The sequence below is a fragment of the Pseudomonas sp. H3_E04 genome (assembly GCF_054668915.1).
In genome coordinates, this window is record NZ_CP162797.1 from 4,854,156 (window position 1) to 4,867,394 (window position 13,239).

At 60.6% G+C, this 13,239-nt stretch carries 8 protein-coding genes; 5 read left to right on the top strand and 3 right to left on the bottom strand.

The features are described 5' to 3' along the window. Positions 1-7 precede the first annotated feature (7 nt). From AB4N53_RS21915 to hemE, 4 genes are all read left to right on the top strand, one after another. Positions 8-1,594 (top strand): AAA family ATPase, encoded by a 1,587-nt coding sequence (locus tag AB4N53_RS21915; protein ID WP_041477574.1) that lies wholly within the window; start codon positions 8-10, stop codon positions 1,592-1,594. A gap of 350 nt (positions 1,595-1,944) precedes the next feature. Continuing rightward, positions 1,945-6,390, top strand: a complete 4,446-nt coding sequence (gltB, locus tag AB4N53_RS21920) for a glutamate synthase large subunit (RefSeq protein ID WP_460123174.1) — start codon at positions 1,945-1,947, stop codon at positions 6,388-6,390. Between the two features lie 115 nt (positions 6,391-6,505). Next, positions 6,506-7,924, top strand: coding sequence for an FAD-dependent oxidoreductase (locus tag AB4N53_RS21925; RefSeq protein WP_460123177.1), 1,419 nt, complete (start codon positions 6,506-6,508; stop codon positions 7,922-7,924). Positions 7,925-8,171: 247 nt separating this feature from the next. Then, the gene (gene hemE / locus AB4N53_RS21930; RefSeq protein WP_056787355.1) at positions 8,172-9,239 is read left to right on the top strand and encodes a uroporphyrinogen decarboxylase; all 1,068 of its coding nucleotides are present in this window, start codon (positions 8,172-8,174) and stop codon (positions 9,237-9,239) included. 176 nt (positions 9,240-9,415) lie between these two features. On the opposite strand, the gene AB4N53_RS21935 is transcribed toward hemE, so the two are convergent. Then, complete coding sequence (locus AB4N53_RS21935) at positions 9,416-10,690, bottom strand: MFS transporter (RefSeq protein WP_095181025.1); 1,275 nt, start codon at positions 10,688-10,690, stop codon at positions 9,416-9,418. Positions 10,691-10,808: 118 nt separating this feature from the next. On the opposite strand from AB4N53_RS21935, the gene AB4N53_RS21940 reads away from it, so the two are divergent. Further along, the gene (locus tag AB4N53_RS21940) at positions 10,809-11,711 is read left to right on the top strand and encodes a LysR family transcriptional regulator (protein ID WP_056787362.1); all 903 of its coding nucleotides are present in this window, start codon (positions 10,809-10,811) and stop codon (positions 11,709-11,711) included. Positions 11,712-11,814: 103 nt separating this feature from the next. Here AB4N53_RS21940 and AB4N53_RS21945 read toward each other — a convergent pair whose 3' ends face one another. Then, positions 11,815-12,252 carry an excinuclease gene (locus AB4N53_RS21945; protein WP_460123181.1) on the bottom strand — a complete coding sequence of 146 codons (438 nt, stop codon included), beginning with the start codon at positions 12,250-12,252 and terminating at the stop codon, positions 11,815-11,817. A 536-nt stretch (positions 12,253-12,788) separates the two neighbouring features. Further along, a complete protein-coding gene (locus AB4N53_RS21950) occupies positions 12,789-13,232 on the bottom strand; it encodes an excinuclease (protein WP_252883038.1) in 444 nt (147 codons plus the stop codon). Positions 13,233-13,239: the final 7 nt, after the last annotated feature.

The following is a 13,239-nucleotide window of genomic DNA, read 5'->3' on the forward strand; positions in this document are numbered from 1 at the left end:
GATTCCGATGACTAGTTTGCATGCCGACGAGGCGTTTCTCGGCCATTTCCAGTTAAGTCACGACCCGTTCGCGCCACGGGTGCCGGGCTTCAAATTCTTCCCGGCCCAGCGCAAACCGGTGCTGGGTCAACTGCATCACCTGGCGCGTTACAGCCAGTTGCTGCTGGTGGTCACCGGCCCGCAAGGCAGCGGCAAGACCCTGCTGCGGCAGGCGCTGGTGGCCAGCACCAATAAGCAATCGGTGCAGAGCGTGGTGGTTTCCGCCCGTGGCGCCGGTGATGCGGCCGGCGTGCTGCGCCAGGTGGCGCAGGCGCTGGATGTCGCGCAGGCCGAAGTCGGCGCGATTCTCGAGCAGGTGGTGCAACTGGGTCTGACCGGGCAGGAAGTCTATCTGCTGGTGGACGATGCCGAGCAACTCGACGAGTCCGCGCTGGAAGCGTTGATGGCGCTCGGCGCCGGCACGCCGGAAGGTCGTCCGCATGTGTTCCTGTTCGGCGAGTCGTCGCTGATCGCTCAGCTCGAGGCGTTGCAGCTCGAAGAAGAGCGTTTCCATGTCATCGAATTGCAGCCGTACACCGAAGAAGAGACCCGCGAATATCTCGACCAGCGGCTGGAAGGCGCGGGCCGGGGTGTCGAACTTTTCACCGCAGATCAGATCTCTGATATTCACGAAAGCTCCGAGGGCTGGCCGGGCAACATCAACCAGGTCGCTCGCGATGCACTGATCGAAGTCATGATTGCCAGCCGCTCCGCGGTCAAGCGTCCAAGTATGGGGTTCAACATGCCGAAGAAACACGTATTGGCGATTTCCGCCGTCGTTGTGGTCGCGGTTGCCGCCGCCTGGCTGATGCCGGGTCGCAGCAAGGCACCGACCACCGGTGCTCCGGCCAACGAACAGGCGCAACTGCCATTGGGTCAGGGCGCAGCGAACGGCGCCAACCCGTCCGTCGAATTCGCCGGCAATACCCAGCCGATGCCGCTGCCATTGGTCGGCAACTCGCAGCCGGTCATGCGTGGCCCGCTGGCGGAAGCCGCCGGTGGCATTACCGAAGGCGACGACGGCGTGCCGCTGGAAGGCTCCAGCGATACTCCGCCGACCGTAACCACCTCTGCACCGCCTGCGGGCGTTCCGGCCGGTCCTGCGCCGACACCGGCTCCGACCCCTGCCGCCAAACCGGCACCAACACCGGCACCGACGCAGATCGCCACGGCCAAGCCTGCTCCGGCCACGCCAGCGCCAGCCGCGAAACCGGCCCCCGCTCCGTCCAAGCCTGCCGACAAGCCGGTCACGGTTGCCAAAGCCGCCGGTGGCAGCTGGTACGCCGGTCAGCCGACCAGCAACTATGTCGTGCAGATCCTCGGCACCAGCTCGGAAACCGCTGCGCAGAACTTCGTAAAGGAGCAGGGCGGCGAGTACCGTTATTTCAAGAAAGTCCTCAACGGCAAGCCGCTTTACGTGATCACCTATGGCAACTTTGCCAATCGTGATGCGGCCGTTTCTGCCATCAAGGCCTTGCCAGCGAAGGTTCAGGCTGGTAAACCTTGGCCTCGCACTGTCGCCAGCGTCCAACAGGAACTGGCAACAACTCGCTGAAGATTCGGCGGCCTTACCCAGGCCGCCTCTCCAAGCACCTCAAAATTTCTACGAGTGCGCGCCGCCTTCACAGGTCGCGTGCCTTGTGGTGTCTGCGTCACAGTAGTCTTTGAGTCGTTGCGGTCAAAATTAAAAAAGTTTTGACTAGCACAGCAGATCGCTTTAAACCTTTCACAAATGCGACATGAATTTGCGACAGTTCGTCGTCAAATTTGTGAGCCTCTGTGTCGCTGTGTACAATGACCACCCTTTTGCCCCCGCTAAGCCGGCGTACGTTCGGCGCGGAACGCAAGTGGTTGAATTGAAAAGAAATTTGCCTCGAATAGAGGCAGCCTGGTGAGAAAGTGTCTATGAAAGCAGGTCTGTACCAACCAGATGAATTCAAGGATAACTGCGGTTTCGGCCTGATAGCTCATATGCAGGGCGAGCCTAGTCATACCCTTTTGCAAACGGCCATCGAGGCCCTGACCTGCATGACCCACCGCGGTGGGATTAATGCCGACGGCAAGACCGGTGACGGTTGCGGTCTGCTGATTCAAAAACCCGACGCCTTCCTGCGAGCCATTGCCCAGGAAAGCTTCGGCGTCGAAATGCCCAAGCAATATGCCGTGGGCATGGTGTTCTTCAATCAGGATCCGGCCAAGGCCGAAGCCGCTCGCGAGAACATGAACCGCGAGATCCTCGCCGAAGGCCTGCAACTGATCGGCTGGCGCCAAGTGCCGATCGACACCAGCGTCCTCGGCCGCCTGGCCCTTGAGCGCCTGCCGCAGATCGAGCAGGTCTACATCGGCGGCGAAGGCCTGAGCGATCAGGACATGGCCGTGAAGCTGTTCAGCGCCCGTCGCCGTTCGTCGGTGGCAAACGCCGCTGACACCGACCACTACATCTGCAGCTTTTCGCACAAGACCATCATCTATAAAGGCCTGATGATGCCGGCCGACCTGGCCGCGTTCTATCCGGACCTGAGTGACGAGCGCCTGCAAACCGCGATCTGCGTGTTCCACCAGCGCTTCTCTACCAACACCCTGCCGAAATGGCCGCTGGCGCAGCCATTCCGCTTCCTCGCCCACAACGGCGAAATCAACACCATCACCGGTAACCGCAACTGGGCACAGGCCCGTCGGACCAAGTTCACCAATGATCTGATGGATCTGGAAGAGCTCGGCCCGCTGGTCAACCGCGTCGGTTCCGACTCCTCGAGCATGGACAACATGCTCGAACTGATGGTCACCGGTGGCATCGACCTGTTCCGTGGCGTGCGGATGATCATTCCGCCAGCGTGGCAGAACGTCGAAACCATGGACCCGGATCTGCGTGCGTTCTACGAGTACAACTCGATGCACATGGAACCGTGGGACGGCCCGGCCGGCGTGGTGATGACCGATGGTCGCTACGCGGTGTGCCTGCTCGACCGTAACGGTCTGCGTCCGGCGCGCTGGGTGACCACCAAGAATGGCTTCATCACCCTCGCCTCGGAAATCGGCGTGTGGAACTACCAGCCTGAAGACGTGCTCGCCAAGGGTCGCGTCGGCCCGGGCCAGATTTTCGCCGTGGATACCGAAACTGGGCAGATCCTCGACACCGATGCGATCGACAACCGTCTTAAATCCCGTCATCCGTACAAGCAATGGCTGCGCAAGAATGCCCTGCGCATTCAGGCGACCATGGAAGACAACGACCACGGTTCGGCTTTCTACGACGTCGACCAGCTCAAGCAGTACATGAAGATGTATCAGGTCACGTTCGAAGAGCGTGATCAGGTGCTGCGTCCGCTCGGCGAGCAAGGTTACGAAGCCGTGGGCTCGATGGGCGACGACACGCCGATGGCCGTGCTGTCCCAGCGTGTGCGCACGCCGTACGACTATTTCCGCCAGCAGTTCGCGCAGGTGACCAACCCGCCGATCGACCCGCTGCGTGAAGCGATCGTGATGTCGCTGGAAATCTGCCTCGGTGCCGAGCGCAACATTTTCCAGGAGTCGCCGGAACACGCCTCGCGCGTGATCCTCAGCTCGCCAGTGATCTCTCCGGCCAAGTGGCGCTCGCTGATGAACCTCGACCGTCCGGGTTTCGAACGGGCGATCATCGACCTCAACTACGACGAAAGCCTCGGCCTCGAAGCGGCGATCCGCAACGTTGCCGATCAGGCTGAAGAAGCCGTGCGCGCCGGGCGTACCCAGATCGTCCTGAGCGACCGTCATATCGCCCCGGGCAAGCTGCCGATCCACGCTTCGCTGGCGACCGGTGCCGTGCACCACCGTCTGACCGAAAAAGGCTTGCGTTGCGATTCCAACATCCTCGTTGAAACCGCGACCGCCCGTGACCCGCATCACTTCGCGGTGCTGATCGGTTTCGGTGCCTCGGCGGTCTATCCGTTCCTGGCCTACGAAGTGCTGGGTGACCTGATCCGTACCGGTGAAGTACTGGGCGACCTCTATGAGGTGTTCAAGAACTACCGCAAGGGCATCACCAAAGGCCTGCTCAAGATTCTGTCGAAGATGGGCATCTCGACCATCGCTTCGTACCGTGGTGCGCAGCTGTTCGAGGCGATTGGTCTGTCCGAAGAAGTCTGCGAGCTGAGCTTCCGTGGTGTGCCAAGCCGGATCAAGGGTGCGCGCTTCGTTGACATCGAAGCCGAGCAGAAAGCCCTCGCCGTCGAAGCCTGGAGCCCGCGCAAGCCGATCCAGCAGGGCGGTCTGCTGAAGTTCGTCCACGGTGGCGAATATCACGCGTACAACCCGGACGTGGTCAACACTCTGCAAGCCGCTGTGCAGCAGGGCGACTACGCCAAGTTCAAGGAATACACCTCACTGGTGGACAACCGTCCGGTGTCGATGATTCGCGACCTGTTCAAGGTCAAGACCCTCGACACGCCGCTGGACATCAGTGAAGTCGAGCCGCTGGAATCGGTGCTCAAGCGCTTCGACTCCGCCGGCATCTCGCTGGGCGCACTGTCGCCGGAAGCTCACGAAGCCCTGGCCGAAGCCATGAACCGCCTCGGTGCGCGTTCCAACTCCGGCGAAGGTGGTGAAGATCCGGCGCGTTACGGCACCATCAAGAGTTCGAAAATCAAGCAGGTCGCGACTGGCCGTTTCGGTGTAACCCCGGAATACCTGGTCAATGCCGAAGTGCTGCAGATCAAGGTCGCCCAAGGCGCCAAGCCGGGCGAGGGCGGGCAACTGCCGGGCGGCAAGGTCAACGGGCTGATCGCCAAACTGCGTTACGCAGTGCCGGGCGTGACCCTGATTTCGCCACCGCCGCACCACGATATCTACTCGATCGAAGACTTGTCGCAACTGATCTTTGACCTCAAGCAGGTCAACCCGCAGGCGCTGGTTTCGGTGAAACTCGTAGCTGAAGCGGGCGTCGGCACCATCGCCGCCGGTGTGGCCAAGGCCTATGCCGACCTGATCACCATTTCCGGTTACGACGGCGGTACCGGTGCTTCGCCGCTGACTTCGATCAAATACGCGGGCGCACCTTGGGAACTCGGCCTGGCTGAAACCCACCAGACCCTGCGCGGCAACGACCTGCGCGGCAAAGTCCGGGTGCAGACCGACGGCGGCCTGAAAACCGGCCTCGACGTGATCAAGGCAGCCATTCTCGGTGCTGAGAGCTTCGGCTTCGGTACCGCACCGATGATCGCACTGGGCTGCAAATACCTGCGCATCTGCCATCTGAACAACTGCGCCACTGGCGTCGCGACGCAGAACGAGAAACTGCGCAAGGATCACTACATCGGCACCGTCGACATGGTGGTGAATTTCTTCACCTACGTCGCCGAAGAAACCCGCGAGTGGCTGGCCAAACTCGGTGTGCGCTCCCTCGAAGAGCTGATCGGTCGCACCGATCTGCTGGAAATCCTCGAAGGCCAGACCGCCAAGCAACATCACCTGGACCTGACGCCGCTGCTGGGTAGCGATCACATCCCGGCAGACAAACCGCAGTTCTGCGGTGTTGAGCGTAACCCGCCGTTCGACAAAGGTCTGCTGGCGGAGAAGATGGTCGAGCTGGCCTCGTCGGCAATCAACGACCTCAGCGGTGCCGAGTTCGAGCTGGACATCTGCAACTGCGACCGTTCGATCGGCGCCCGGATCTCCGGCGAAATTGCGCGCAAGCACGGCAACCAAGGCATGGCCAAAGCGCCGATCACCTTCCGCTTCAAGGGCACTGCCGGTCAGAGCTTCGGTGTGTGGAACGCCGGCGGTCTGAACATGTACCTGGAAGGCGACGCCAACGACTACGTCGGCAAAGGCATGACCGGTGGCAAGCTGACCATCGTGCCGCCGAAGGGCAGCGTCTACAAAACTCAGGAAAGCGCCATTATCGGCAACACCTGCCTGTACGGCGCCACTGGCGGCAAGTTGTTCGCCGCCGGCACCGCAGGCGAGCGTTTCGCCGTGCGTAATTCCGGTGCCCACACCGTCGTGGAAGGCACTGGCGATCACTGCTGCGAGTACATGACCGGTGGTTTCGTCTGCGTGCTGGGCAAGACCGGTTACAACTTCGGCTCTGGCATGACCGGTGGTTTCGCCTACGTGCTTGATCAGGACAACACCTTCGTTGACCGGGTCAATCACGAACTGGTGGAGATCCAGCGGATCAGCGGCGAGGCCATGGAAGCCTATCGCAGCCATCTGCAGAACGTGCTGAACGAGTACGTCGCCGAAACCGACAGCGAGTGGGGGCGTGAACTCGCCGAGAACCTCGACGATTACGTGCGTCGTTTCTGGTTGGTCAAACCGAAGGCAGCGAGTCTGAAATCTCTGCTCTCCAGTACGCGGGCAAGCCCACAGTGAAGCAGCTGCAAGCTTCAAGCGACAAGCTAGAAGCTTGCGCGGTGAGGCGGATTAATTTGATTTTCTTGCAGCTTGAAGCTTGTAGCTTGAAGCTGTCGTGTACGAGGTTTTGAAGATGGCCGAACGTCTCAGTAACGACTTTCAATTCATCGATGTCGGGCGCAAGGATCCGAAGAAGAAACTGTTGCGTCAACGCAAGAAAGAGTTCGTTGAAATCTACGAACCGTTCAAACCCCAGCAGTCGGCCGATCAGGCCCACCGCTGCCTGGGTTGCGGCAACCCGTATTGCGAATGGAAGTGCCCGGTGCACAACTTCATTCCCAACTGGCTCAAATTGGTCGCCGAGGGCAACATCCTTCAGGCCGCCGAGTTGTCGCACCAGACCAATACCCTGCCGGAAGTCTGCGGCCGGGTGTGCCCGCAGGATCGTCTGTGCGAGGGTGCCTGCACCCTCAACGACGGCTTCGGCGCGGTGACCATCGGTTCGGTCGAGAAGTACATCACCGACACCGCGTTCGCCATGGGCTGGCGCCCGGACATGTCCAAGGTCAAATCGACCGGCAAACGTGTCGCGATCATCGGCGCAGGCCCGGCGGGTCTGGGTTGCGCCGACGTGCTGGTGCGTGGCGGTGTAACTCCGGTGGTGTTCGACAAGAACCCGGAAATCGGTGGCCTGCTGACCTTCGGCATCCCCGAGTTCAAGCTGGAAAAGACCGTGCTGAGCAATCGTCGCGAAGTCTTCACCGGCATGGGCATCGAGTTCCGTCTCAACACCGAAGTCGGTAAAGACGTGACCATGGAACAACTGCTCGCCGAATACGACGCGGTGTTCATGGGCATGGGCACCTACACCTACATGAAGGGCGGCTTTGCCGGTGAGGACCTGCCGGGCGTTTATGACGCGCTGGATTTCCTCATCGCCAACGTCAACCGCAACCTGGGCTTTGAAAAGTCGCCGGAAGATTTCGTCGACATGAAAGGCAAGAAGGTCGTGGTACTCGGCGGCGGCGACACGGCGATGGACTGCAACCGCACCTCGATCCGTCAGGGCGCCAAGTCGGTGACCTGTGCCTATCGTCGCGACGAAGCGAACATGCCCGGCTCGCGCAAAGAGGTGAAGAACGCCAAGGAAGAAGGCGTGAAATTCCTCTACAACCGCCAGCCGATCGCCATCGTCGGTGAAGACAAGGTCGAAGGCGTGAAAGTGGTCGAGACCCGTCTCGGCGAACCGGACGCCCGTGGCCGTCGTAGCCCCGAGCCGATCCCGGGTTCCGAAGAGATCATCCCGGCCGATGCCGTGGTCATCGCCTTCGGCTTCCGCCCGAGCCCGGCGCCGTGGTTCGAACAGTTCGAGATCCAGACCGACAGCCAGGGCCGCGTTGTTGCGCCTGAGCAAGGTCAGTACAAGCACCAGACCAGCAACCCGAAAATCTTCGCCGGCGGCGACATGGTGCGCGGTTCCGACCTGGTGGTGACGGCGATCTTTGAAGGGCGCAATGCGGCTGAAGGCATCCTCGATTACCTGGGTGTGTAAACGCCGCTCGAAACTGCAATGCGATACCTGTGGGAGCTGGCTTGCCAGCGATAGCATCTCCTTGGTTTACCTGACAAACCGAGTTGTCTGCATCGCTGGCAAGCCAGCTCCCACAGTTGTTTTGTGGTGCTGCAAATTCTGTATTCCAGCGCAATAAATTGACCCGATAGACAAAAGGCTGACCCACATCCGTGCCTTTTGCCTCGCGCTCTGAGAAAATGCCCGCACTTTTTTTCCGGATGCCGACATGACTGCCCTGAAGAACGACCGTTTCCTCCGCGCCCTGCTCAAGCAACCCGTTGACGTCACCCCTGTGTGGATGATGCGCCAGGCCGGTCGCTACCTGCCGGAGTACCGCGCCAGCCGCGCGCATGCCGGCGACTTCATGAGCCTGTGCATGAATCCGCAATTCGCCTGCGAAGTCACCCTGCAACCGCTCGACCGCTACCCGCAACTGGATGCGGCGATCCTGTTTTCCGACATCCTCACCATTCCCGATGCCATGGGCCAGGGCCTGTACTTCGAGACCGGTGAAGGTCCGCGCTTCAAAAAAGTCGTCAGCACGATGGCCGACATCGAAGCGTTGCCGATCCCGGATCCGCACAAAGACCTCGGTTACGTCATGGACGCGGTCAGCACCATCCGTCGCGAACTCAACGGTCGCGTGCCGTTGATCGGTTTCTCCGGCAGTCCGTGGACCCTCGCGACTTACATGGTTGAAGGCGGCTCGTCGAAAGACTTCCGCAAGACCAAGGCGATGCTTTACGACAACCCGCAAGCCATGCACCTGCTGCTCGACAAACTGGCGCAGTCGGTGACGTCGTACCTCAACGGCCAGATCATGGCGGGTGCGCAAGCGGTACAGATCTTCGATACCTGGGGCGGCAACCTGTCGGCAGCCGCGTATCAGGAATTCTCCCTGGCCTACATGAAGAAAATCGTCAGCGGCCTGATCCGCGAGAACGACGGACGCAAAGTGCCGGTGATTCTGTTCACCAAGAACGGCGGCCTGTGGCTGGAAAGCATCGCCGAAGCCGGCGCCGACGCCCTCGGCCTGGACTGGACCTGCGACATCGGCAACGCCCGTGCCCGTGTCGGCGACAAGGTCGCGCTGCAAGGCAACATGGACCCGACCGTGCTCTACGCCAAACCGGAAGCGATCCGCACTGAAGTCGGGCGCATTCTGGCCAGCTACGGCAAGGGCAGCGGCCACGTGTTCAACCTTGGTCATGGCATCACCCCGGAAGTCGATCCGGAACATGCCGGCGCATTCCTGCGTGCGGTGCATGAGCTGTCGGCGCAGTATCACGAGTGATCAGCGCCCAATAAAAAACGCCCGGCCAATGCCGGGCGTTTTCTTTTGCACGATCTAATGTCGTACCCAAATCAACTGTGGGAGCGAGCCTGCTCGCGAAAGCGGTGTGTCATTCAACACTGATGTTGCCTGACACAGTGCATTCGCGAGCAGGCTCGCTCCCACAGGGTTTTATGTCAGGCTTTGACACCCTGCAACGGCGGCAACTTCGCCAGCTTCAACGCCACCAGCAGGGCAATCAGCAACAGCGCACCAATAAACAGGCCGATGCCGTTCCACCCGCCCAGATGCCAGAACACCCCGCCCGCCGTCCCGGCAATGCTCGACCCGGCGTAATAACTGAACAGATACAGCGACGACGCCTGACCCTTGGCCGTCAATGCGCGCCGGCCGATCCAGCTGCTCGCCACCGAGTGCGCGGCGAAGAAGCCGAAGGTGAACACCAGCATGCCGATGATGACCAGCAACAGCGGCGTGAACATCGTCAGCGCGAGCCCGGCGAACATCAGCGCAATCGTCGCCCAGAGCACTTTGCGCCGCCCCAGTTTGTCCGCCAGCGAACCGATCTTCGCCGAGCTGTAGATCCCCGACAGGTAGACCACCGAGAGCAATCCGACAAATACCTGATCGAGGTTGTACGGCGCAGCCAGCAAGCGGTAGCCGATGTAGTTGAACAGCGTGACAAACGCGCCCATCAGCACAAACGCTTCAAGAAACAGCAGCGGCAGACCGGCGTCGCGAAAGTGCATGGTGAAGCCGTCGAGCAGGCTGCGCGGGTGCAGCGAGCGGGCGCGGAAGTTGCGCGACTCCGGGAGGATCTTCCAGAACACCGCCGCCGCGACCAGCGCCAGACCGCCAATCACCAGCATCGCCGTGTGCCAGCTGACGAAGTCGATCAGCACGCCGGTGATCAAGCGTCCGCTCATCCCGCCGATCGCGTTGCCGCCGATGTATAAACCCATCGCCAGGCCGATGTGTTGAGGATGGATTTCTTCGCTCAGATAGGTCATCGCCACCGCTGCCAGACCGCTCAATGACAGGCCGATCAATGCGCGCATGATCAGCACGCCGTGCCAGCTCGGCATCATCGAACTGGCGATGGTGCATAACGCGGCAGCGAACAATGCCGCGACCATCACCGGTTTACGGCCGATGCGGTCGGAAATCGGCCCGGTGATCAGCAGACCGAAGGCCAACATGCCGGTCGCCACCGAGAGGATCAGACTGCTCTGCGCCGCGTTGATCCCGTATTCGTGGGACAGCAGCGGCATCATCGGTTGTACGCAGTAGAGCAGGGCAAACGTCGCAAAGCCGCCACAGAACAGCGCCAGCACGGTGCGCATGAACGCCGGTGTGCCTTTTTCGATGTAGATCTCTTGCAGCTCGGCGAGGGTATCGTCGCCGGCAGCGGGCGGGACTTCGTGGGCAAGGGGCGCGACAGCAGTTTTCACTTCAGACCTCGGAAAGCACAGCCGGGCAGGCAATGAAAAAATCATATAGCTGGCTAATGTTTCTATCCAATATATTGTTCGACCTGTTTGATAGCTTCAGCGACCTAATGGAAATCCTATGGAATTGCGTCATCTGCGTTACTTCATCGCCGTCGCCGAAGAACTGCATTTTGGCCGCGCCGCACAGGTGCTGGGCATCTCCCAGCCACCGCTGAGCCAACAGATTCAGGCGCTGGAGCAACAGCTCGGCGCGCGCTTGTTCGAGCGCACCAATCGTCGGGTCGAGTTGAGTGAAGCGGGCAGGCTGTTTCTGCAGGAGGCGCGGCTGGTGCTGGCGCAGGTCGACAAGGCCGCGGATGTTGCCCGGCGTGCGCAACTTGGTGAGCTGGGTGAGTTGAAGATTGGTTTCACTTCGTCGGCGCCGTTCAACTCGACCATTCCGCAGGCGATTTTTTCCTTTCGTCAGCGCTTTCCGGCGGTGCATCTGAATTTGCGCGAAATGAGCAGCACCATGGTCGCCGATGCTCTGGTGGACGAGTCGATCGAAGTCGGCATCATGCGCCCGCTCGGATTGCCGGATTCACTGAGTGTTGTGGAGTTGATGCGCGAGCCATTGGTGGCGGTGCTCAGTTCCAAGCATCCACTGGCCCAAAGTAGCGATGAAGGCCTGTTTCTCTCGGCGCTGGCGCTGGAACCGTTCGTATTTTTCCCGCGCAGCTATGGCAGCGGGCTCTATGCGCAACTGCTAAACCTGGCCCGTGACGCCGGCTTCAGCCCGCACTTCGCTCAAGAGGCTGGTGAGGCGATGACCATCATCGGCCTGGTCGCAGCGGGCCTCGGTGTGTCAGTGCTGCCAGCGTCCTACCAACGCATGCGCATCGACGGCGTGGTCTACCGCCCGCTGCTCGATCCCGAAGCGATTTCGGCGGTGTGGCTGGTGCAGCGCAAAGACCAGAAATCGCCGATGGCCAAGGCATTTGTCGAACTGCTGACGCGCAAGGTTGAGCCTCTGACGGTGTGAAGGCGGCTGGCGCTTTCGCGAGCAGGCTCGCTCCCACAGGGAAACGCATTCCAAGGTGGGAGCGAGCCTGCTCGCGAAGGCGTCGGCCCAAACATCACAGATTTCAGGGCAACCGCACCAAATCCCCCTTCAAAGCCACCCGGGTAACAAAAACTCCTGCCCGGCACTCGTAGGTATTCAAATCCTTGCGTACACGTTGGTCGTAGTAACTGACGATGTTGACCACCGCATTCGCCCCGACCCGCTTGGCATCAGCCTGCAATTTGATCAGATTCGACTGCAACACCCATTCACACGAAGCCTGATCGCTCTTGTTGAAGCCGTTGGTTTTCAAATCACTGACCACCCCTTGGCGCAGCAACTGCTGAGTGCCCTGCGGCCCGTTGCCGATCAGGTAGAACTTCACACTGCCATCCAGCCGACCGGCGCTCATGGCGTCCGACAGCACGGTTTCGAAAGGCATGTACATGAGGTTGGTGGCATGGCTGGCACTGGGCAGCAGGGCGATAAGCGCAGCGGCGATCAGGGCTTTCACTTGCATGGTCATCTCCTTTGACGGTGAAAGAGAACTGCGAGGGCAGGTACTGAGCCGGGACCTGCTTAAGCGAGTGTAGATGGTGCAAGGAAGTAAGGGGATTGCAGAGAGCTACATTTCCCGTAACGGATCTGCCTTAGGATAGCGCTCGATTTTTGCGCAAAATCGCCTCTTTTTCAGTGAGTGCCACGGAAGCCTCTTCGATACCAGCCCAAGGAGGGCAGCGTGCTGATTTGCGATTTCAGAGGCTATGAAGTGCCTGAGATGGTGAAAGTCAGGCCCGTTGTCGTTCTGCGTACACACCGCAGCAATATTCTGTTGGTGGGGCTGTGATGGCGCTGGATATCGCGCCGAGAGGCGAAACGCCAGCCGTTGTCTGCCGATGCATTTCAAGCAATACTGCCTGCGTTCCCGAAAGGGGCTTGTGAGACTCTGAGGATCCTGGGCAACCAGCCATCGCAGAGCCAGGCAGGTAATCGGCGATGACAAGCCAACCTGTCTGTGAAAGGGCGCCAAACGGCGCCCTTTGTCGTTTCCGGCGTTTATTGAACCTTCGCCAGATCACCCTTCAGCGCAACGCCCGCCATGATCGCGCCGGCGTGGCATTCGTAGGTTTGCGCGTCCTTGCGTTCGTTGCGCTTGTAGAAGCTGACGATGTTGGTCACGGCGTTGGCGCCGGCGTTTTTCGCGGCCTGGTGCAGGCTGATGATTGCCGATTGGGCGACCCACTCGCAGGCGACTTCATCGGATTTGTTGAAAGCGTTGGTTTTCTTGTTGGTCACGGCGTCGGGGCTGACCACGGTGACTTTGCCGGCCGGGGTGTTGCCGGCCAGATAGAATTTCACGCTGCCATCGATCTTGCCGGAGCGGGTGGCTTCGGCGACGGCTTTGTCGAATGGCAGGTACACCGCCGTGTCGCGGGCCTGGCTGACCGCTGGCAGGGCGCAGAGCAGCAGGGTGACAGCGGCGAGTTTGGTGAAGTGCATGTAGGTC